The sequence below is a fragment of the Silvania sp. genome, from assembly GCF_051656365.1.
GTDB lineage: Bacteria > Pseudomonadota > Gammaproteobacteria > Enterobacterales > Enterobacteriaceae > Enterobacter > Enterobacter hatchlandensis.
The window spans coordinates 30,933-52,202 of the sequence record NZ_JBOGBT010000035.1 but is presented as its reverse complement, the minus strand read 5'-3'; the positions used below and the strand labels follow the sequence as shown (position 1 = coordinate 52,202).

Genomic DNA, 21,270 nt, shown 5'->3' with positions numbered 1-21,270 from the left:
CCACGAGAGGTCATTATGTCCGTACTCGATCTAAATGCGCTTAACGCATTGCCCAAAGTGGAACGCATTCTGGCGCTGGCCGAAACGAACGGCCAACTGGAAAAGCTTGATGCCGAAGGGCGCGTCGCCTGGGCGCTGGAGAATCTGCCTGGTGAATACGTGCTCTCATCGAGCTTTGGTATTCAGGCGGCCGTCAGCCTGCATCTGGTGAATCAGATCCGCCCGGATATCCCGGTGATCCTCACCGATACCGGCTACCTGTTCCCGGAAACCTACCAGTTTATCGATGAGCTAACGGACAAGCTCAAGCTGAACCTGAAGGTTTACCGCGCTGAGCAGAGCGCCGCCTGGCAGGAAGCACGCTACGGCAAGCTGTGGGAGCAGGGCGTTGAGGGCATTGAGAAATACAACGACATCAACAAAGTTGAGCCGATGAACCGCGCCCTGTCTGAACTCAATGCGCAAACCTGGTTTGCCGGCCTGCGTCGCGATCAGTCCGGCAGCCGCGCGAGCCTGCCGGTGCTGGCTCTCCAGCGCGGGGTGTTCAAAGTGCTGCCGATTATCGACTGGGATAACCGTACCATTTACCAGTACCTGCAGCAGCATGGGCTAAAGTATCACCCGCTGTGGGATCAGGGTTATCTGTCGGTGGGCGACACCCATACCACCCGCAAATGGGAGCCCGGTATGGCAGAAGAAGAGACGCGCTTCTTTGGCCTGAAGCGCGAGTGCGGATTGCACGAAGGTTAACGGCACTAAAATGCGGCCCGGTAAGGCGTAGCCATTACCGGGCGTTTTCTCAGGCCCTGGCCGCTTTCGCCAGCTCTTTTACCAGCGGCAGCATCACGCGCACCACGTCCCGGCTGCGGTGTTCAATCCGGTGCGGGAGCGCGGCATCAATGTACTGCTGATTATCCAGCCGCACGTCGTGCCAGCTGGTGCCCGTTGGAAAGGCTTTCGATTTTGCCCGCTGCTGATAGCCGTCTTTTTTACCCAGCGACCAGTTGGTGGCTTCGACATACAGGACCGGGATCCCGGCTTTATCAAACACCTCACCATCATTACAGCACCCCGTGCCTTTCGGGAACGCTGCGTTGCCGCCTGGGTTGGTGGCCGCAAAAATGCCGTGAGTGCGGGCAATGGCCAGCGCGCGGTCGCGGGTTAACTTGCGCACCTGGGCTGGGGTGGTTTTGCCGCTGTTAAAATAGAGCTTATCGCCGACGATCAGGTTATCGAGGTTGATCACCAGCAGGGTGTTTTTCTTCTCGGCCGCGCTCATGCGCTTAAGCACATTCTCCGCGCCCAGCTTTCCCTCTTCCTCGCCGCTGGTGGCAATAAAGCGAATGCTGTACTGGGTGGGGATGCTTTTCAGTCGATCGGCCAGCTCCAGCATCACTCCGACGCCTGCGGCATTGTCATCGATGCCCTGTAAGGTCAGGCCGCCGAGGTTGTGGTCGCTATCGCTGTCGCTCATCGGGGCGTAAGTATCCAGATGCGCGAGGATAATAATTTGTTGTTCGGTTTTACCTTCATGGGCGGCAATCACGGTGCTGCCGGTCACGTTGTGCCAGTTTTTGCTTTGATTACGTGAGGTATAGATATAGCGGCTCTGGAAGGTACGGATGTCGCTCTGGTACCCCATCCCGGCGAACTGCTGGCGGACATAGTCAGCGCTGAGCATTTCGGCAGGGGTACCGGTCATGCGGCCGGGGAAAAATGTCGCAATATGACGCGCCTGCGAGGCGGCCATTTCACCCATGGCGGGGGTTTTTGCCTGAACGGGCAGGATAAAGCAAACGCCGAACGCCAGGGCAGCGATCCGGTGGCGCATTGCGGAAAACATAATGCATCCTTAAAAAAGAGATCAAAATTTTAACGCGCCTAGTATGAAACCGTGACGGCGCTTACACAATTTGAATTGCTCTTAAATGCCTGTCATGGCGCGTCTTAAGCACTTTTTGATATGAGCTTTTTCACGGCGTTATTCCATTGAGTAACTACTCATTCCAATTCGTAATTTCATTCGCCCCGAACAGCCCCCTATAGTCCCACTATTCCTGGTTGTTAGCGAGTTGTAGCATTGTGGATTACCTTCCTTTATTTGCTGCCATAAAAGACCGTCCGGTGCTGGTTGTCGGTAGCGGAGAGATCGCGCTGCGCAAAATCGCCTTTTTACAGCGTGCAGGTGCGCAGGTGCAGGTTGTGGCCGAGGCGGACTTTGATGAATCGCTTATCGATGCTGTGGTGCTGGTGATTGCCGCCACTGAAGATCGGACGCTCAACCAGCGCATTTCGGCTGCCGCTCATGCCCGCCACCGTCTGGTGAACGTGGTGGACGATCAGCCGCTGTGCTCCTTTATCTTCCCGTCGATTGTCGACAGGTCGCCGCTGCTGGTGGCGATCTCCTCCGGCGGTACCGCACCGGTGCTGGCGCGCGTGTTACGTGAGAAAATCGAAGCCTTGCTGCCGACAAGCCTCGGGCGGATGGCAGAGAAAGCCAGCTTCTGGCGCAACCATTTGAAAACCCGCCTGACCAGCGTGACGGAACGTCGTCGCTTCTGGGAGCGCGTGTTCCGTGGCCGCTTTGTCAGCCTGATGCAGGCAGGCAACGAAACTGCAGCCCAGCAGCTGCTGGAAGATGAGCTGGATAACCCAGGCAGCAGCGCGGGCGAAATTATTCTGGTTGGAGCCGGGCCTGGCGATGCCGGATTATTGACGCTTCGCGGCCTGCAGGTGCTGCAGGACGCTGACGTGGTGTTTTACGACCATCTGGTCACTGACGGCATACGCGAACTGATCCGCCGGGATGCGGAACAAATCTGCGTCGGCAAACGCGCGGGTGGGCACGCAGTTCCGCAGCATGACACCAATCAGATGCTGATTGCGGCGGCCAAAGCGGGTAAAACAGTGGTCCGTCTGAAAGGCGGCGATCCGTTTATCTTCGGCCGTGGTGGCGAAGAGCTGCAGGCGGCGGCCGAGGCGGGTGTGCCTTTCCAGGTGGTACCGGGGATCACCGCGGCATCTGCCGTCACGGCTTATGCCGGTATCCCGCTCACCCATCGTGATTACGCCCAGAGCGTGACCTTTGTGACCGGCCACTACAAGGCCGACAGCGCGCCGCTGGACTGGGAGCACCTGGCGCAGGGTCGCCAGACGCTGGCTATCTACATGGGCACCATGAAGGCGGCAGAGATCAGTCAGCAACTGATCCAGCATGGCCGCGACGGAACAACGCCTGTTGCCGTGATTTCGCGCGGTACTCGTGTGGATCAACAGGTCGCAACCGGCACATTACATCAGCTTGCAAGCCTGGCAAAAGACGCCCCGATGCCCGCCCTGATTGTGGTGGGAGAAGTTGTGCAGTTGCACGACACGCTCGCCTGGTTTCAACATACAACAGATGCAGAAGGGTTTGGTTCTTCTGTTATAAATTTGGCTTAAGGAACGGTTATGGACCAAAAACGACTGACTCACCTGCGGCAACTGGAAGCGGAAAGTATTCATATTATCCGCGAGGTAGCCGCTGAGTTTTCTAATCCGGTAATGATGTATTCCATCGGTAAAGACTCCAGCGTGATGCTGCACCTGGCGCGTAAAGCGTTTTACCCGGGCACCTTGCCGTTCCCGCTGCTGCACGTGGATACCGGCTGGAAATTCCGTGAGATGTATGAATTCCGTGACCGTACCGCCAAAGCGTACGGCTGCGAGTTGCTGGTGCATAAAAACCCGGAAGGGGTGGCGATGGGCATTAACCCGTTCGTGCACGGCAGCGGTAAACACACCGACATCATGAAAACCGAAGGGCTGAAGCAAGCCCTGAACAAATACGGTTTTGATGCAGCATTCGGCGGCGCGCGCCGTGATGAAGAGAAATCCCGCGCCAAGGAGCGTATCTACTCCTTCCGCGATCGCTTCCACCGCTGGGATCCTAAAAACCAGCGCCCGGAGCTGTGGCATAACTACAACGGCCAGATTAACAAAGGCGAAAGCATTCGCGTGTTTCCGCTCTCGAACTGGACCGAGCTGGATATCTGGCAGTACATCTATCTGGAAAATATCGACATCGTTCCTCTGTATCTGGCGGCAGAACGCCCGGTGCTCGAGCGCGACGGCATGCTGATGATGATTGATGACGATCGTATCGATCTGCAGCCAGGGGAAGTGATCAAAAAACAGATGGTGCGCTTCCGTACCCTCGGCTGCTGGCCGCTGACCGGCGCGGTAGAGTCGAACGCGCAGACGCTGCCGGAGATCATTGAAGAGATGCTGGTCTCGACCACCAGCGAGCGACAAGGGCGCGTGATTGACCGCGACCAGGCAGGCTCAATGGAGCTGAAGAAACGTCAGGGTTATTTCTAAGGAGCCGCCATGAATACCACTATTGCTCAACAGATTGCCGATGAAGGCGGCGTAGAAGCCTACCTGCACGCGCAGCAGCACAAAAGTTTACTGCGGTTTCTGACCTGCGGCAGCGTCGACGACGGCAAAAGTACGCTGATTGGCCGTCTGCTGCACGACACCCGTCAGATCTATGAAGACCAGCTCTCCTCGCTGCACAACGACAGCAAACGTCACGGCACCCAGGGCGAAAAGCTCGATCTGGCGCTGCTGGTGGATGGCCTGCAGGCGGAGCGCGAGCAGGGCATCACCATCGACGTGGCTTACCGCTACTTCTCCACCGAGAAGCGCAAATTTATTATTGCCGACACCCCGGGGCACGAACAGTACACCCGCAACATGGCCACCGGTGCCTCCACCTGTGACCTGGCGATCCTGCTGATCGACGCCCGTAAAGGCGTGCTGGATCAAACCCGTCGCCACAGCTTTATCTCCACCTTACTGGGGATCAAGCACCTGGTGGTGGCAGTCAACAAAATGGATCTGGTGGATTTCAGCGAAGATAAATTTAACGAGATCCGCGAAAGCTACCTGACCTTTGCCGAGCAGCTGCCGGGCAACCTCGATATCCGCTTTGTGCCGCTGTCGGCGCTGGAAGGGGACAACGTTGCTTCCCAGAGCGCTAGCATGCCGTGGTACAGCGGCCCAACGCTGCTGGAAGTGCTGGAAACCGTTGAACTGCAGCGCAGCGTCGAGACCCAGCCGCTGCGCTTCCCGGTGCAGTACGTTAACCGCCCGAATCTCGATTTCCGCGGCTTCTCCGGCACAATTGCCGGTGGCCGCGTGAGCGTCGGCCAGCGCCTGAAAGTTCTGCCTTCTGGCGTGGAGTCTGCCGTTACCCGTATTGTCACTTTTGATGGCGATCTGCAGGAAGCCGGTGCAGGTGAGGCGGTGACGCTGGTGTTGAAGGATGAAATCGACATCAGTCGTGGGGATCTGCTGGTGGACGCGTCCGACGCCCTACCCGCGGTACAAAGCGCCTCGATCGATGTGGTGTGGATGGCGGAGCAGGCGCTGAGCGTCGGCCAGAGCTATGACATTAAAATCGCCGGTAAGAAAACCCGCGCCCGCGTGGACGCCATTCAGTATCAGGTGGACATCAACACCCTGGCGCAGCACAGCGTGGCGGAGCTGCCGCTGAACGGTATTGGTCTGGTCGATTTCACCTTTGACGAGCCGCTGGTGCTGGATCAATATCAGCAGAACCCGGTGACCGGCGGGCTGATTATCATCGATCGTCTGTCTAACGTTACCGTGGGTGCCGGAATGGTCCATGAGCCGCATAAACAATCGACTGCCGTGCCGTCTGAATTCAGCGCCTTTGAGCTGGAGCTGAACGCGCTGGTGCGTAAACACTTCCCGCACTGGGGCGCACGCGATCTGCTGGGAGGCAAGTAATGGCCCTGCATGATGAGAACGTTGTCTGGCATCCTCATCCGGTGACCGTTGCCGCGCGTGAACAACTCCACGGTCACCGTGGGGTTGTGCTGTGGTTTACCGGGCTCTCCGGCTCGGGTAAATCCACCGTGGCCGGGGCGCTGGAAGAGGCCCTGCATCAGAATGGGGTCAGCACCTACCTGCTGGATGGCGACAACGTGCGTCACGGGCTGTGCAGCGATCTGGGCTTTAGCGACGACGATCGCAAAGAGAACATCCGTCGGGTGGGCGAAGTGGCCAGCCTGATGGCCGACGCCGGGCTGGTGGTCTTAACGGCGTTTATCTCTCCGCACCGGGCCGAGCGGCAGACGGTGCGCGAGCGGGTCGGTCAGGATCGTTTTATTGAAGTCTTTGTCGACACGCCGCTGGCGATCTGCGAGCAGCGCGATCCGAAAGGGCTGTATAAGAAAGCCCGCGCGGGTGAGCTGAAAAATTTCACCGGCATTGATGCCGTATATGAAGCCCCCGAATCACCGGACATTCACCTCAAGGGTGAACAATTGGTAACAAATTTGGTGGGTGAATTATTAGACCTGCTCCGGCAGGACGATATTATCAGATCCTGAGACAGCATCGATGAGGAAGCAGGTTATCCATCATCGGTGCAACATGGTCACGGGATCAGCTATGCGGAACAGCGAAAACTACATTATCACCAGGTCAGATTCGGTAGCGGCGACTGACGAAACGACCTGGTCTTTTCCCGGGGCGATCGTCGGCTTTGCGTCATGGCTGATGGCGCTGGGCATCCCCTTCCTGCTGTATGGCAGCAATACCTTATTCTTCCTCCTCTATACCTGGCCTTTCTTCCTGGCGCTGATGCCCGTTGCCGTGGTGGTCGGGATTGCGCTGCACTCTCTTCTCAATGGCAAGCTGCTCTATAGCGCCCTCACCACCGTTGTCGCGGTGGCCGTGATGTTCGGGCTGTTATTTTTGTGGCTCATGGGATAAGTTCATCCATAATTCAAACCGTAACCAACTATGAGACAATGTTGGCTGCGCGAATCTGCGAAAAAAATGTGGTACATTTGCCCGCAATGTTGCGGCATCTCTGTAGCCCCGATGTAGAGTCGTGGGGAAAGTTATGGGATGATGATGCCGTTTTTCAGGGGGCAGGATGGGTAAACTTACGCTGCTGTTGCTGGCTTTGCTGGTCTGGCTTCAGTATTCGCTGTGGTTCGGTAAGAACGGTCTTCACGACTACAGTCGCGTCAATGACGACGTGACGGCGCAGCAGGCAACAAACGGCAAACTTAAAGCGCGAAACGATCAGCTGTTCGCTGAAATTGACGATCTCAATGGCGGACAAGAAGCGATTGAAGAGCGCGCGCGCAATGAACTCAGCATGACTAAGCCGGGCGAAACTTTCTATCGTCTGGTGCCGGATGCGTCTAAACGCAACCAGGGCTCAGTACAAAACACTCGATAATCAGGCCCAGGATTACGCCATGGCAGTAACTTTTTCGAACGTATGCGCCGTTGTTCCGGCCGCCGGGTTTGGCCGGCGCATGCAGACAGAATGTCCTAAGCAGTACCTTTCAATTGGTGACAAAACGATCCTTGAGCACGCCGTGGCGGCGCTGCTGGCGAACCCGCGCGTGACGCGGGTGATTATTGCTATCAGCCCGGGCGATGCCCGCTTTGCCGCGCTTTCGCTTGCCAGCCACCCACAAATCACCGTTGTCGACGGCGGCGCAGAGCGTGCCGATTCGGTGCTGGCGGGTCTGCAGGCTGCCGGTGACGCGCAATGGGTGCTGGTGCATGATGCGGCGCGTCCGTGCCTGCATCAGGACGACCTGGCACGGCTGCTGGCCATCAGCGAAACCAGCCGCATCGGCGGTATTCTGGCGACGCCGGTGCGCGATACCATGAAGCGCGCCGAGCCGGGCCTGCAGGCCATTGCCCATACGGTGGATCGCGTTGATCTCTGGCACGCGCTGACGCCGCAATTTTTCCCCCGCGAACTGCTCCACGACTGCTTAACCCGCGCGCTGAATGAAGGTGCGACCATCACCGATGAAGCGTCGGCGCTGGAGTATTGCGGTTTTCACCCCGAACTGATTGAAGGGCGCGCAGATAACATAAAAGTGACGCGCCCCGAAGATTTACAGCTGGCAGAATTTTATCTTACCCGTTCGACCCATCAGGAGAAGGCATAATGCGAATTGGACATGGTTTTGACGTACACGCCTTTGGCGGCGAGGGCCCAATTATCATTGGCGGCGTGCGTATCCCTTATGAAAAAGGGCTGCTCGCGCATTCTGATGGCGATGTTGCACTGCATGCTTTAACCGATGCGCTGCTCGGTGCGGCGGCGCTGGGCGATATCGGCAAGCTCTTCCCGGACACGGATCCGGCGTTTAAGGGCGCGGACAGCCGCGAGCTGCTGCGCGAAGCCTGGCGCCGTATTCAGGCGAAAGGATTTACCCTTGGGAATGTCGATGTGACGATTATTGCTCAGGCGCCGAAAATGCTGCCGCACATTCCGCAGATGCGCGTCTTTATCGCCGAAGATCTCGGCTGTCACATGGACGATGTCAACGTTAAAGCCACCACCACCGAAAAGCTCGGCTTTACCGGCCGCGGCGAGGGCATTGCCTGTGAAGCGGTGGCGCTGCTGGTGAAGGCGGCAAAATGATCGACATCACCAACCTGACCTGGCTGCACGGTCAGCCACAGGGAACCGGCCTGCTGAAAGCCAATCCGGAAGATTTTGTGGTGATTGAAGATCTGGGTTTTGAGCCGGACGGCGAAGGAGAGCACATTCTGGTGCGGATCCTGAAAAACGGCTGCAACACCCGCTTCGTGGCCGAGGCGCTGGCAAAGTTCCTGAAAATATCCGCCCGCGAAGTGAGCTTCGCCGGGCAGAAAGACAAACACGCGGTTACCGAGCAGTGGCTCTGCGCGCGCGTGCCGGGCAATGCGATGCCGGATTTAAGCAAGTTCCAGCCGGAAGGCTGCACGGTACTCGAGTACGCCCGCCACAAGCGCAAGCTGCGTCTCGGCGCGCTGAAAGGCAATGCTTTTACGCTGGTGCTGCGCGACGTCAGCCATCGCGATGATGTGGAGCAGCGGCTGGTGGCCATCCGCGAGCAGGGCGTCCCGAACTACTTCGGCGCGCAGCGCTTTGGCATTGGCGGTAGCAACCTGCAGGGTGCGCTGCGCTGGTCACAAAGCAATGCCCCGGTTCGGGATCGAAATAAACGCAGTTTTTGGTTGTCGGCAGCCCGCAGCGCGTTGTTTAATCAAATTGTGAGCGAAAGGCTGAAAAAACCGGACGCGAATCAAGTTGTTGTCGGCGATGCGCTACAATTAGCGGGGCGCGGCAGTTGGTTTGTTGCCACAGCTGAAGAAATGCCCGATTTACAGGCACGCGTCGATGCTAAAACGCTGCTGATCACCGCTGCGCTGGCGGGGACCGGCGAGTGGGGCCCGCAAGGGGAGGCGCTTCTTTTCGAGCAGGCCGCCATTGCCGGTGAAACAGAATTACTGTCTCTTCTGATGCGGGAAAAAGTCGAAGCAGCACGCCGGGCGATGCTGCTCTATCCGCAGCAGCTGAGCTGGAACTGGTGGGATGACGCAACCGTCGAGCTGCGCTTCTGGTTGCCGGCAGGCAGCTTTGCCACCAGCGTTGTCAGGGAACTTATCAACACTTCGGGTGACTATGCGAATATTGCTGAGTAACGATGACGGGATCCATGCGCCAGGCATTCAGACGCTGGCCAGAGCGCTGCGTGAATTTGCCGAGGTTCAGGTTGTGGCCCCCGATCGTAATCGCAGTGGTGCCTCTAACTCGCTCACGCTCGAGTCGTCGCTTCGCACCTTTACCTACGACAATGGTGATATCGCCGTTCAGATGGGCACGCCGACCGACTGCGTCTTTCTGGGCGTGAACGCCCTGATGCGTCCGCGTCCGGACGTGGTTGTCTCCGGGATCAACGCCGGGCCTAATCTGGGCGATGACGTGATCTATTCCGGCACCGTCGCCGCCGCCATGGAAGGTCGTCATCTTGGCTTTCCGGCGTTGGCGGTCTCGCTTAACGGCCATCAGCATTACGATACCGCTGCTGCCATTACCTGTTCCATTCTGCGGGCACTCAACCGCGAGCCGCTGCGCACCGGGCGCATCCTCAATATCAACGTGCCCGACCTGCCGCTGGATCAGATCAAAGGCATTCGCGTCACCCGCTGCGGCAGCCGTCATCCGGCGGATAAAGTTATTCCGCAGCAGGATCCGCGTGGCAACACGTTGTACTGGATAGGCCCGCCGGGCGAAAAGCACGACGCCGGGCCGGATACCGATTTCGCGGCGGTAGATGAAGGCTACGTTTCCGTCACGCCGCTGCATGTGGATCTGACTGCGTATAACGCGCATGATGTGGTGTCGGGCTGGCTGGATCGCGCCGGGGTGAGTTCGCAATGGTAAGTAAGCGTGTACAAACACTTCTGAATCAATTACGCGCTCAGGGGATTGCCGATGAGCATGTGCTTACCGCACTCTCACTGGTGCCGCGTGAGAAGTTCGTGGATGAGGCGTTTGAGCACAAAGCGTGGGAAAACGTCGCCTTGCCGATAGGGCAGGGGCAGACTATTTCGCAGCCTTACATGGTGGCGCGCATGACCGAGTTGCTGGAGCTGACGCCGGACTCACGGGTGCTTGAGATTGGCACGGGTTCGGGGTATCAGACCGCGATTCTGGCGCATCTGGTGCATCACGTCTGCTCGGTGGAGCGCATCAAAGGCCTGCAGTGGCAGGCGCGTCGTCGTTTAAAGCAGCTCGATTTGCATAATGTCTCTACTCGTCACGGCGATGGCTGGCAAGGCTGGAAGGCCCGCGGTCCGTTTGATGCCATTATCGTGACGGCAGCCCCGCCGGAAATCCCCTCTGCGCTAATGGCGCAGCTGGATGACGGCGGGATCCTCGTGCTACCGGTGGGCGACGAACATCAGCTGTTAAAGCGCGTCCGTCGACGGGGCAACGAGTTCATCATCGATACCGTGGAAGCCGTGCGCTTTGTGCCTCTGGTAAAAGGTGAGCTGGCCTGAGACTCGGAATTTTCCAGGATTATTCAGGCCAATTCAGCGTATGGTGTGGCGCAAAAGCATCGTGACATCACGGTTAATATTAAGTCACTGGTAATTAACACATTCCTGGGGGATAAATGAGCGCGGGAAGCCCAAAATTCACCATCAGCCGTGTTGCGGCATTATCACTGGTTTCACTCTGGCTGGCAGGCTGTACTAACTCTAATAACGCCCCTGCGCCAGTGAGCTCGGTTGGCGGCAACAGCAGCTCGGGCAGTTCTTCCGGCGGTATGCTGATCACCCCACCGCCTAAAATGGGCACGGTGCCTGCGCAGCAAACTCCGCAAATTCAGCCTGTACAGCGTCCTGTTACCCAGCCAACGCAGATCCAGCCAGTGAATACGCCTGTGCAGACCGAAAATGGCCGCATTGTGTATAACCGTAAGTATGGGAACATTCCGAAAGGGAGCTATACCGGCGGCAGTACCTACACCGTTAAGCGCGGCGATACCCTCTTCTATATTGCCTGGATCACCGGGAACGATTTCCGTGACCTTGCGCAACGAAATAACGTGCCGGCCCCGTATGGCCTGGAAGTGGGCCAGGCGCTGCAGGTGGGCAATGCGACAGGTACACCGTTAACGCCAGGCAATACCGTTTCGGTTGCGGATGTCTCTGCGCAAAATAACAGTGTGATGCCTGCGCAAAAATCAAGCACAGTGGTTGCGTCGCAACCGACAATTACGTATTCTGAGGACTCAGGTGAACAGAGTGCTAACAAGATGTTGCCGAATAATAAAGGGACTGCGACCGTTGTCACAGCACCCGTTACGGCACCTGTGGTTAGCTCTACCGTGCCCGCTGCCAGTAGTCAGACGTCCAGTTCGCCAATCTCTTCCTGGCGCTGGCCTGCTGAAGGCAAAGTTATCGAGAACTTTTCTTCCTCCGAGGGGGGAAATAAAGGGGTCGATATCGCAGGGAGTAAGGGACAGGCTATTATCGCGACCGCAGATGGTCGTGTGGTATACGCCGGTAACGCTCTGCGCGGTTACGGTAATCTTATTATCATAAAACATAACGATGATTACCTGAGTGCCTACGCCCATAACGATACGATGCTGGTCCGGGAACAACAAGAAGTTAAGGCGGGGCAAAAAATAGCGACCATGGGTAGCACCGGAACCAGTTCTACACGCTTGCATTTTGAAATTCGTTACAAGGGGAAATCCGTAAACCCGCTGCAGTATTTACCGCAGCGATAATTTGGCGGGACATACCAATTGGTGTGTTGCGCCCAGGGATCACGGGTAGGAGCCACCTTTATGACTCAGAATACGCTGAAAGTTCATGATTTAAATGAAGACGCGGAGTTTGACGAGAACGGAGCAGAGGCTTTTGACGAAAAAGCCTTAGTAGAAGAGGAACCCAGTGATAACGATTTAGCTGAAGAAGAGCTGTTATCGCAGGGTGCCACTCAGCGCGTGCTCGACGCAACTCAGCTTTACCTTGGGGAGATTGGATACTCTCCACTGTTAACAGCAGAAGAAGAAGTGTATTTCGCTCGTCGTGCGCTGCGTGGAGATGTTGCCTCACGCCGTCGCATGATCGAAAGTAACCTGCGTCTGGTGGTGAAGATTGCCCGTCGTTACAGCAATCGTGGTCTGGCACTGCTGGATCTGATTGAAGAAGGTAACCTGGGGCTGATCCGTGCCGTGGAGAAATTTGACCCTGAACGTGGGTTCCGTTTCTCGACTTACGCAACGTGGTGGATCCGACAGACGATTGAACGGGCGATCATGAATCAAACCCGTACCATCCGTCTGCCGATTCACATCGTGAAAGAGCTGAACGTCTATCTGCGTACTGCACGCGAGTTGTCCCATAAACTGGACCACGAGCCAAGCGCGGAAGAGATTGCCGAGCAGCTGGATAAACCGGTTGATGATGTTAGCCGTATGCTGCGTCTCAACGAGCGTATTACCTCCGTTGACACCCCGCTGGGTGGCGATTCCGAGAAAGCGCTGCTGGATATCCTGGCCGATGAAAAAGACAACGGCCCGGAAGACACCACGCAAGACGATGATATGAAACAGAGCATCGTCAAATGGCTGTTCGAACTGAACGCCAAACAGCGTGAAGTGCTGGCGCGTCGTTTCGGTCTGCTGGGGTATGAAGCTGCGACACTGGAAGACGTCGGTCGTGAAATCGGCCTGACACGTGAACGTGTTCGTCAGATTCAGGTAGAGGGTCTGCGTCGCCTGCGTGAAATCCTGCAGGGGCAAGGGCTGAATATCGAAGCGCTGTTCCGCGAGTAAGCCACTCTTCGTCAAAAAAGGCCAGTCGAGAGACTGGCCTTTTTCTTTTGTATCAGGGTTGAGCGGTCTCGTGCAGCAGGCGCCACGTGATGTTAACGCCCTCTTGCGTCAGGGCGGCTGTCGACCAGCGCACATTCACTGGCTGTTCAGGACGCGTTTGCGTCTCGCGATAGTGAACAAGTGCACCGTTATCCCACGTCTGCAGAAGGGTAAATTCATCTACCACGATCTTTAGCCCCGGCCGACTGCCGCGTTGGCTATCAAAAAAACGCGCCAGCGTGGGATAATCTAGGTGGACACCGGTTGGAGCAATCATCATAAAGTCCGGACGAAAGCGGGCGAGTAATGCATTAATATCGCCTTCTCCGCGACCTAACCAGTTTTCGATGGCGATGTGGGCTTCGATAATTTCTGCTTCGTAGTGGTTCATGGTTTCTCCAGTTAATAGCAAAACGGTAACGTTGTTACCGTTTTGCGTGTTTGCGCACTTCCCTTTGGATAAACGCTGGTTAAGAGGTTACACCAGGTTTTTTAACCGGTAGATCCACTCCAGCGCCTGTCGTGGGGTCAGGGAATCCGGATCGAGGTTTTCCAGCGCTTCCAACGCCGGGGAGGTCTCTTCTGCTGGCGACAGCAGCGACATCTGGGTGCCATCAACCTGAGTTGCCGCCGCGTTTGGCGACAGGCTTTCCAGCTCGCGTAGCTTCTGGCGCGCGCGCTTAATCACCTCTTTCGGCACGCCCGCCAGTGCGGCAACGGCCAGGCCATAGCTTTTGCTGGCGGCGCCATCCTGCACGGTATGCATAAAGGCAATAGTGTCGCCATGCTCCAGCGCATCCAGATGCACATTCGCCACGCCTTCCATTTTCTCCGGTAGCTGCGTCAGCTCGAAGTAGTGGGTGGCAAACAGAGTCATGGCTTTGATTTTATTGGCCAGGCTTTCGGCACAGGCCCACGCCAGCGACAGGCCGTCGTAAGTTGAGGTGCCGCGGCCAATTTCATCCATCAGCACCAGGCTGTTTTCCGTGGCATTGTGCAGAATGTTGGCGGTTTCGGTCATCTCCACCATAAAGGTTGAACGCCCGCTCGCCAGATCGTCCGCGGCGCCCACGCGAGTGAAAATGCGATCGATAGGGCCGATCTCTACTTTTTGCGCCGGGACGTAGCTGCCGATATAGGCCAACAGTGCGATCAGTGCCGTCTGACGCATGTAAGTACTTTTACCGCCCATGTTTGGGCCGGTAATGATCAGCATCCGACGCTGTGGCGACAGGTTCAGGGGGTTGGCGATAAAAGGCTCGTTCAACACCTGCTCGACCACCGGATGGCGGCCTTCGAGAATGCGCACGCCGGGCTTATCGGTAAAGGTCGGGCAGCTGTAGTTCAGCGTTTCGGCGCGTTCTGCCAGATTCACCAGTACGTCCAGCTCAGCCAGCGCGGCGGCGCTCTGCTGTAGATCCCCCAGATGCGGCATCAGGCTGTCGAACAGGGCGTCATACAGCTGTTTTTCCAGCGCCAGCGCTTTGCCCTTCGAGGTAAGGACTTTGTCCTCGTACTCTTTTAGCTCAGGAATGATGTAGCGCTCGGCGTTTTTCAGCGTCTGGCGGCGCACATAGTGGATAGGGGCCAGATGGCTCTGTCCACGACTGATCTGAATGAAGTAGCCATGCACGGCGTTATAGCCCACTTTCAGCGTATCCAGCCCGAGGCGTTCGCGCTCGCGGATCTCCAGCTTATCCAGATAATCCGTCGCGCCATCGGCCAGCGCGCGCCACTCATCCAGTTCCTCGTTATAGCCTGGGGCGATCACGCCGCCGTCGCGCACCAGTACCGGCGGTGCGTCGATGATGGCGTGCTCCAGCAGCTCACGCAGTTCACTGAATTCACCCATGGTTTCACGCAGTTTCTGCACCGGCGTGCTGTCGATCTCTGCCAGCTGGCTGCGCAGTTCAGGCAGCTGCTGGAACGCGTGGCGCATGCGGGCTAAGTCGCGCGGACGGGCGGTGCGCAGCGCCAGTCGCGCCAGAATACGTTCCAGATCGCCCACCTGACGCAGTACTGGCTGCAGCTCGCTGTATCTGTCCTGCAGTGCGCCAATGGTTTGCTGGCGCCCGGTAAGTGTGTCGGTATCGCGTACCGGCATGTGCAGCCAGCGTTTGAGCATTCGGCTGCCCATCGGCGTCACGGTGCTGTCGAGCACCGACGCCAGGGTGTTTTCCACACCGCCCGCCAGGTTCTGGGTGATCTCCAGATTGCGGCGCGTGGCGGCATCCATAATGATGCTGTCCTGCTGACGATCGAGGGTTATGGAGCGAATATGTGGCAGGGCGGTGCGCTGGGTGTCTTTGACGTACTGCAGCAAACAGCCTGCGGCGCACAGGCCGCGCGGGGCATTTTCGACCCCAAAGCCGACCAGGTCGCGGGTGCCAAACTGCATATTGAGCTGCTGGCGCGCGGTGTCGATTTCAAATTCCCACAGCGGGCGACGACGCAGGCCGCGACGGCCTTCAAGCAGTGACATCTGGGCAAAATCTTCGGCATACAGCAGCTCGGCCGGGTTGGTACGCTGCAGCTCTGCCGCCATGGTCTCGAGATCGGCCGGTTCGCTCAGGCGAAAACGCCCGGAGCTGATATCCAGCGTGGCATAGCCGAAACCTTTGCTGTCCTGCCAGATGGCCGCCAGCAGGTTGTCCTGACGCTCCTGCAGCAGGGCTTCATCGCTGATGGTGCCGGGCGTTACGATGCGGACAACCTTGCGATCGACCGGACCTTTTGAGGTCGCCGGGTCGCCCACCTGCTCGCATATGGCGACCGACTCACCCTGATTGACCAGCTTGGCCAGGTAGTTCTCCACCGCATGGTGCGGAATACCCGCCATCGGAATCGGTTCCCCGGCTGAGGCGCCGCGCTTGGTCAGGGAGATGTCGAGCAGCTGCGAGGCGCGTTTCGCATCGTCATAAAACAGCTCGTAAAAGTCGCCCATACGATAAAACAGCAGAATTTCCGGATGCTGCGCTTTGAGCTTCAGATACTGCTGCATCATGGGGGTGTGGGCGTCGAAATTGTCTGTAGTGGTCATGGAGTGATGATGTCCATTTCTTTGAAAATAGTGCGGTTCAGGCGACATTAGAGCCATAAGTTGGCACTATTGTCGCATGAAAAAATGGCACCGCGCAGCAAAATGTCGCGACTTTACGAGGCCTCTTCCGCAATCAGTTCAATCACTAATTTTCCCTGTTCGACCAGCACCCGCACCTGCGCATGGGTTTTAAACCCGGCCTCTTCCAGCCAGTCGCCTTTCAGGCTCAGCGATGCATGCACGCTGTAGCGTTGCGGGATCTTGGTTTTGCGATCTTCATGACGCTTTCTGAAATAGCCCACCGTTAACCGACGGCTTGGTAGGGCAATGCACATCTCTGACATAGAAACTCCTTTTCTTTGGGTACACCGGGTGAAATAAACACCTGTATAAAATGCCAGTAAAATAGCGAAGAGACAAACCTGGAACTGCGAAGCGTCTTCAGAAAACGCAATGTAAAAAATGAAATCGGGCTGAAAAGCGGCAGCAGAAAAGGTATCATAAATGCAACTTATCGGTCGGGGCTCAGTCATGTCTGGAAAACGAATCGCGCGCGAAAAAGAGACTATCCACAAGATGATCGCGCTGTATGAGAAGCAGTGCCCGCAGGCATCGAAAAAGGCAGGGCACTACCCGGCGCTGAACGATTACGCTGACAAGCGGCTGGATAAATGCGTGTTTGGCGAGGAAAAACCGGCCTGCAAGCAGTGTCCGGTACACTGTTATCAGCCTGCTAAACGTGAAGAGATGAAGCAGGTGATGCGCTGGGCGGGGCCGCGTATGCTGTGGCGCCACCCCATTTTAACGATTCGACATTTGATTGACGATCGCCGTCCGGTGCCGGAGCTGCCGGAAAAGTACCGCCCAAAAAAATAATGTCAGACCCGCGGTCTGCGCATCGGTCGACAGATAAAGACCATGGCAATAGCGCTGCACAGCGGGAATACCGCCAGCAGCAGCCACGGGAAGGTCGCTTCAGTAGAGGGCGTCAGCGCCTGATCGAGCAGGTCGCCGAGCAGTAAATTCCCCGCAAGTACCGCACAGCCGCCAGCGGTGGCAAGCGCGCCATAATGCGCCCCCAGCGTCGATTCACTGGCAAACCACGGCACGATATCCTTCGCCGACGGCACCAGCAGCATCTGCCCGCTGGTCAGCAGGGTGACAAAACAGGCTGCAGGCAGCAGACGCAGCCACCCCTGTGCCGGTTGTGAGCTGGCAAACAGCGCCACGCTCAGAAACGCCGCCGCTATCAGCACAAACCCGACCGGCAGGATCCGCACTGCCCCTACCCGACGGGCAACGCGCGCCAGCGGCAGCTGGAAGAGGATCACCAGCCCAGAGGCCAGCATAAACAGCGGACCGAGATCTTTTTCGCTGCCGCCTGCGCGCTGGATCTCCACCGGCAGCGCCAGATAGAGCTGGTTATAGCTTAATAACCAGCTGCTCCAGGCGATGATAAACGCCACAAAACGCGGCTGACGAAAGGTGGTCCACCACGGGGCGATCTGCAGCGGCTGGTTTTTGGCAACGGCAGGCGGCAGGCAAAAGAACAGCACAATTAACGCCACCACAAAGACCGCCGCGCCCGCCAGCGCCACCTGACGAAAGCCGAATCCCGTCAGCAGTGCACCCACCACCGGGCCGAGTACCGCCCCCAGCTCGCCGCAGACTGCAAACAGGGCGAACCATTCTGCACGGCTGCGTTTGCCCTGCGCCTCGCTGCGGGTGCCCGCTTTTGCCAGTAACGCTTCGATGGAGGGGGAGAACAGCGCCCCGCCAATCCCGGTGAGGCACGCCCCGGCAATAATCAGCGGCAGGGAATGTCCGTACGCCAGCAGCAGGTAGCCCACCACGCGCACGATGCAGCCGCACAGGATTACCCTGCGCGCGCCGTAGCGGTCGGAGAGGGCGCCGCCGACAATAAACATCCCCTGCTGGGAGAAGGTCCGCAACCCAAGTACCAGCCCGATAAGCCCGCCGGAGAGCAGCATATCGTCGCGTAGAAATATCGCCAGGAAAGGAACGACGGCATAAAAACCGATGTTGAACACAAACTGGCTGCCCAGTAAGACGGGCGGCCAGAGCTGGGTGGCGGGACGGAGTACGATCACAGCTTACCTCGCCTCAGACGAGGTAATGGATGTGCTTTTTGCCATGGAAAGGCGAGAGCTCAATTTTGGTTTTTACCCGGAACACATCCCACAGCAGGTCTTCGGTCAAAATCTCCTGCGGGGTACCGGTGGCGACAATCTGCCCCTGCTGCATCACGATCAGCGCATCGCAGAACATCGAGGCGTGGTTCAGATCGTGAATGGCGACAAGGCTGGTCACCGGCAGCTGACTGATTAACTGCATCAGCTGGATTTGATGGTGAATATCCAGATGGTTGGTCGGTTCATCCAGCAGGATCTCGGTGGGCATTTGCGCCAGCGCCCGGGCGATATGCACCCGCTGGCGCTCACCGCCGGACAAACTCTGCCAGCCCTGCTCGCTGTGATGCAGCATATCGACGGTTTTCAGCGCCGAGGTAATGGTCTCGTCATCCTGCGGGGTCCAGCTGGAAAACGGGGAGTGGTGCGGGATACGCCCCAGCTTCACCACGTCGCGCACGCGCATATTGGCATCGGTCATGCCGTGTTGTTCAACAAAGGCCACCCGACGGGCGAACTGTTTTTTGGCCATCCCAGCGATGCTTTTGCCGTCCAGCGCGACGGTGCCGGTATGCGGGCGGCGCAGGCCGGCCAGGATCCGCAGCAGAGAGGATTTACCGCAGCCGTTCGGCCCCAGCAGGCCCACCGTCTGCCCCTGCGATACTGCAAGAGAGACATTATTGACGATCACCTTTTTGCCCACCTTCCAGGTGATGTTTTCAGCGCTGATACTCATTATTTAGTCCTGGAACGATAGATGATCACGGCGAAGAACGGCACGCCAACCAGCGCCGTCACCACGCCAACCGGCAGGCTTTGCGGGGCAATCAGCAGGCGGGAGGCGATATCCGCCAGCACCATCAGGATCGCACCGGCCAGCGCGCTGGCGATGAGCAACGTGCGGTGCAGCGGGCCAAAGAAGAAGCGCATCACGTGCGGTACAACCAGTCCGACAAAGCCGATTGACCCCGCCATGCTGACGATGGTCGCGGTAATCAACGCGGTGGTGATAAACAGCATCAGGCGTACCCACGGCACGGCAATGCCAAGCGAGGCTGCGGCATCGTCGCCAAAGGTGAAGGCGTCCAGCGCCCGGGAGTAATACAGGCAGACAGCCAGACCGATCAGCACCACCACCAGCACCAGCTGCAACTCCGGCCATCGCACGCCGCTGAAGCTGCCCAGCAGCCAGAACATCACGTCCCGCGCCTGCTGCGCGCTGGCGGAGGTGCTGATGGTGTAAGCGGTAATAGCGTTAAACAACTGCGAGGCGGCCACCCCGGCCAGGATGGTGCGTTCGCTGCCGCCGCGCGCGCCGTTGGTCAGGAAAGCCACGAAGGCAAAGGCGGCAAACGCCCCGGCGAAGGCCCCGGCGGAGAGGGTTACCGTACCGCTGCCAATGCCCAGCACCACCACGGAGACTGCGCCGGTAGACGCGCCTGCGGAAACGCCCAGCACGTAGGGTTCAGCGAGGGCGTTTTTCAGCAGGCTTTGCAGCACGGCGCCGCAGATTGCCAGCCCCGCGCCGCAGCAGGCGGCCACTAGCGCCCGGCTCAGGCGAAAGTCCCAGATTACGCTCTCGTAGATGCGATTGAGCGGCGCGTCGGTTAAGCCGAGTTTATTGGTGAAGGCATAGAACACGCTTTGCAGGGGGATCGACAGCTCCCCCACGCTGACACCGATGGCAATCACCAGCAGTAAAAGCACCACCGCCAGCAGGGCGGCGGTGGGAAGAAACCACCCGTGGCGGGTGGGTTGAACCACTGCGGTCATTAATTGAGCCCCATTTTTCTGAGCTGCTCACCCACCTGTTCCGCGCCGTAAATAGTACGGATGGTCGGGTTCATCGCCTGGCCGTCCATGATCACAATGTGACCTTTTTTGACGGCATCCAGCTGGCTGATGGCCGGATCGCTCTTCAGGAATTTGATTTTTTCCTCAGCGCTGTCCAGCGCCCAGCGGTTGCGGTCGAGGCTGGACACCACAATTACATCCGGGTTAGCGGCAATGATGCTTTCCCAGCCGACGGTCGGCCATTCGGTCTCGGAGGTGATGGCGTTGTGGCCGCCGAGCACGTTAGCGATAAAGCCGGAGGCGCTGTTTTTGCCGCCAACGTAGGCGTCAGATGACGGTGATGCGCTGGAGAACCAGAACACAAAGGAGAGGTCTTTTTTGTTTTTGCTGAATTCAGCCCGCAGATCCGCTTCGCGCTTTTTGAAGTCGGCAATCAATGCCTCACCGGCAGGCTGCACGTTAAAGATGGTCGCGAAATCAGTAATCTCCTGGTAGAGATATGCCATGTCCCACAGCTTCTGGCGGCTGCCGTACATATCGCCGACCCCTTTTTTGGTCGCGCACATGCCCGGCGATAAATAGCTGTTGATCCCCAGCGTCGCCAGATCTTCGCGCTTCGCGACTTTACTTTCCGGGCCGAGCAGTAAAGGCAACTGGGCTGGTACGAAGTCCGGGTTCTGCGCCAGAATCGATTCTAAGGTCGGGATCTCCACGGTCAGGGTTTTGATTTTTTCATTCTTTTCGGCCAGCTGCGGCAGCACTTTGGTCGGCCAGAAGGCGCTGGCGGCCACTTTATCCTGCAGGCCCAGCAGCAGCAGAATTTCAACGGTGTTTTGTCCCAGCGCGACAACGCGTTCAGGTGCTTTGGCGAAGGTTTCTTTAAATCCGCAATTCTCAATCGTCAGAGGATACGTGGTCGCAAAAGCGGAACCTGCAGTTGCAATCAGTAATCCTAATGCGCTGATGATCTTTTTCATGAAACGCTATCCTTCATTAATTTATTTTTGACAGCCCGGGCACCTGGCTGAGAATGAATATCATTATTACGGCGGAGTTTTATACAATGATACAT

At 57.6% G+C, this 21,270-nt stretch carries 23 protein-coding genes; 15 read left to right on the top strand and 8 right to left on the bottom strand.

Translation table 11 applies throughout. From position 1 onward, the window contains the following. Positions 1–15: 15 nt before the first annotated feature. Positions 16–750: a phosphoadenosine phosphosulfate reductase gene (cysH, locus tag ACRDD5_RS06440; protein WP_271281701.1), complete on the top strand. Its 735-nt coding sequence runs from the start codon at positions 16–18 to the stop codon at positions 748–750. A gap of 49 nt (positions 751–799) precedes the next feature. Here cysH and ACRDD5_RS06435 read toward each other — a convergent pair whose 3' ends face one another. Next, positions 800–1,843, bottom strand: coding sequence for an aminopeptidase (locus ACRDD5_RS06435; RefSeq protein WP_438676252.1), 1,044 nt, complete (start codon positions 1,841–1,843; stop codon positions 800–802). Between the two features lie 239 nt (positions 1,844–2,082). Here ACRDD5_RS06435 and cysG point away from each other — a divergent pair, with 239 nt between their 5' ends. The 13 genes from cysG (at position 2,083) to rpoS (ending at position 13,175) form a co-directional block, all read left to right on the top strand. Then, complete coding sequence (cysG, locus tag ACRDD5_RS06430; protein WP_438676251.1) at positions 2,083–3,441, top strand: siroheme synthase CysG; 1,359 nt, start codon at positions 2,083–2,085, stop codon at positions 3,439–3,441. Positions 3,442–3,450: 9 nt separating this feature from the next. Next, entirely contained in the window at positions 3,451–4,359 is a 909-nt protein-coding gene (gene cysD / locus ACRDD5_RS06425) for a sulfate adenylyltransferase subunit CysD (protein ID WP_271267083.1), read from the top strand. A gap of 9 nt (positions 4,360–4,368) precedes the next feature. Beyond that, positions 4,369–5,796, top strand: a complete 1,428-nt coding sequence (gene cysN / locus ACRDD5_RS06420) for a sulfate adenylyltransferase subunit CysN (protein WP_438676250.1) — start codon at positions 4,369–4,371, stop codon at positions 5,794–5,796. Then, on the top strand, positions 5,796–6,401 hold the full coding sequence (cysC, locus tag ACRDD5_RS06415; protein ID WP_438676249.1) for an adenylyl-sulfate kinase: 606 nt from the start codon (positions 5,796–5,798) through the stop codon (positions 6,399–6,401). Before cysN ends, cysC begins: the two co-directional genes overlap by 1 nt. 61 nt (positions 6,402–6,462) lie before the next feature. Beyond that, positions 6,463–6,786: a DUF3561 family protein gene (locus tag ACRDD5_RS06410; RefSeq protein WP_271281706.1), complete on the top strand. Its 324-nt coding sequence runs from the start codon at positions 6,463–6,465 to the stop codon at positions 6,784–6,786. 166 nt (positions 6,787–6,952) lie between these two features. Then, positions 6,953–7,264: a cell division protein FtsB gene (gene ftsB / locus ACRDD5_RS06405; protein ID WP_271267079.1), complete on the top strand. Its 312-nt coding sequence runs from the start codon at positions 6,953–6,955 to the stop codon at positions 7,262–7,264. Positions 7,265–7,283: 19 nt separating this feature from the next. Continuing rightward, the gene (gene ispD / locus ACRDD5_RS06400) at positions 7,284–7,994 is read left to right on the top strand and encodes a 2-C-methyl-D-erythritol 4-phosphate cytidylyltransferase (RefSeq protein WP_271281707.1); all 711 of its coding nucleotides are present in this window, start codon (positions 7,284–7,286) and stop codon (positions 7,992–7,994) included. Beyond that, positions 7,994–8,473 carry a 2-C-methyl-D-erythritol 2,4-cyclodiphosphate synthase gene (ispF, locus tag ACRDD5_RS06395; RefSeq protein WP_040074259.1) on the top strand — a complete coding sequence of 160 codons (480 nt, stop codon included), beginning with the start codon at positions 7,994–7,996 and terminating at the stop codon, positions 8,471–8,473. The genes ispD and ispF overlap by 1 nt, the downstream gene beginning before the upstream one ends. Next, positions 8,470–9,519 carry a tRNA pseudouridine(13) synthase TruD gene (truD, locus tag ACRDD5_RS06390; protein ID WP_271281708.1) on the top strand — a complete coding sequence of 350 codons (1,050 nt, stop codon included), beginning with the start codon at positions 8,470–8,472 and terminating at the stop codon, positions 9,517–9,519. The genes ispF and truD overlap by 4 nt, the downstream gene beginning before the upstream one ends. Next, the gene (surE, locus tag ACRDD5_RS06385) at positions 9,500–10,261 is read left to right on the top strand and encodes a 5'/3'-nucleotidase SurE (protein ID WP_271267076.1); all 762 of its coding nucleotides are present in this window, start codon (positions 9,500–9,502) and stop codon (positions 10,259–10,261) included. The genes truD and surE overlap by 20 nt, the downstream gene beginning before the upstream one ends. Beyond that, positions 10,255–10,881, top strand: coding sequence for a protein-L-isoaspartate(D-aspartate) O-methyltransferase (locus ACRDD5_RS06380; protein WP_271281710.1), 627 nt, complete (start codon positions 10,255–10,257; stop codon positions 10,879–10,881). The genes surE and ACRDD5_RS06380 overlap by 7 nt, the downstream gene beginning before the upstream one ends. A 116-nt stretch (positions 10,882–10,997) precedes the next feature. Beyond that, the gene (gene nlpD, locus ACRDD5_RS06375; RefSeq protein WP_438676248.1) at positions 10,998–12,122 is read left to right on the top strand and encodes a murein hydrolase activator NlpD; all 1,125 of its coding nucleotides are present in this window, start codon (positions 10,998–11,000) and stop codon (positions 12,120–12,122) included. Positions 12,123–12,182: 60 nt separating this feature from the next. Then, positions 12,183–13,175 carry an RNA polymerase sigma factor RpoS gene (rpoS, locus tag ACRDD5_RS06370; protein ID WP_271281712.1) on the top strand — a complete coding sequence of 331 codons (993 nt, stop codon included), beginning with the start codon at positions 12,183–12,185 and terminating at the stop codon, positions 13,173–13,175. A gap of 52 nt (positions 13,176–13,227) precedes the next feature. Here the strand turns inward: rpoS and ACRDD5_RS06365 are convergent, their stop codons facing one another. The 3 genes from ACRDD5_RS06365 to ACRDD5_RS06355 all read right to left on the bottom strand — a co-directional run bounded on the left by ACRDD5_RS06365 (position 13,228) and on the right by ACRDD5_RS06355 (position 16,598). Continuing rightward, positions 13,228–13,605 (bottom strand): DUF4440 domain-containing protein, encoded by a 378-nt coding sequence (locus ACRDD5_RS06365; RefSeq protein ID WP_438676247.1) that lies wholly within the window; start codon positions 13,603–13,605, stop codon positions 13,228–13,230. Between the two features lie 87 nt (positions 13,606–13,692). Further along, a complete protein-coding gene (gene mutS, locus ACRDD5_RS06360) occupies positions 13,693–16,254 on the bottom strand; it encodes a DNA mismatch repair protein MutS (RefSeq protein ID WP_438676246.1) in 2,562 nt (853 codons plus the stop codon). Between the two features lie 113 nt (positions 16,255–16,367). After that, positions 16,368–16,598, bottom strand: coding sequence for a SymE family type I addiction module toxin (locus ACRDD5_RS06355; protein WP_271281715.1), 231 nt, complete (start codon positions 16,596–16,598; stop codon positions 16,368–16,370). Positions 16,599–16,785: 187 nt separating this feature from the next. Here ACRDD5_RS06355 and ACRDD5_RS06350 point away from each other — a divergent pair, with 187 nt between their 5' ends. Beyond that, a complete protein-coding gene (locus ACRDD5_RS06350) occupies positions 16,786–17,130 on the top strand; it encodes a nitrous oxide-stimulated promoter family protein (protein WP_438676245.1) in 345 nt (114 codons plus the stop codon). A gap of 2 nt (positions 17,131–17,132) precedes the next feature. On the opposite strand, the gene ACRDD5_RS06345 is transcribed toward ACRDD5_RS06350, so the two are convergent. Genes ACRDD5_RS06345 through ACRDD5_RS06330 form a run of 4 tightly spaced genes read right to left on the bottom strand, consistent with a single transcriptional unit; the run spans position 17,133 to position 21,175 of the window. Continuing rightward, positions 17,133–18,362 (bottom strand): MDR family MFS transporter, encoded by a 1,230-nt coding sequence (locus ACRDD5_RS06345; RefSeq protein WP_438676317.1) that lies wholly within the window; start codon positions 18,360–18,362, stop codon positions 17,133–17,135. Positions 18,363–18,378: 16 nt separating this feature from the next. Then, positions 18,379–19,140, bottom strand: a complete 762-nt coding sequence (locus ACRDD5_RS06340; RefSeq protein WP_438676244.1) for an ABC transporter ATP-binding protein — start codon at positions 19,138–19,140, stop codon at positions 18,379–18,381. After that, positions 19,140–20,177, bottom strand: coding sequence for a FecCD family ABC transporter permease (locus ACRDD5_RS06335; protein ID WP_438676243.1), 1,038 nt, complete (start codon positions 20,175–20,177; stop codon positions 19,140–19,142). Before ACRDD5_RS06335 ends, ACRDD5_RS06340 begins: the two co-directional genes overlap by 1 nt. Next, a complete protein-coding gene (locus tag ACRDD5_RS06330; protein WP_271281719.1) occupies positions 20,177–21,175 on the bottom strand; it encodes an ABC transporter substrate-binding protein in 999 nt (332 codons plus the stop codon). The genes ACRDD5_RS06335 and ACRDD5_RS06330 overlap by 1 nt, the downstream gene beginning before the upstream one ends. Positions 21,176–21,270: the final 95 nt, after the last annotated feature.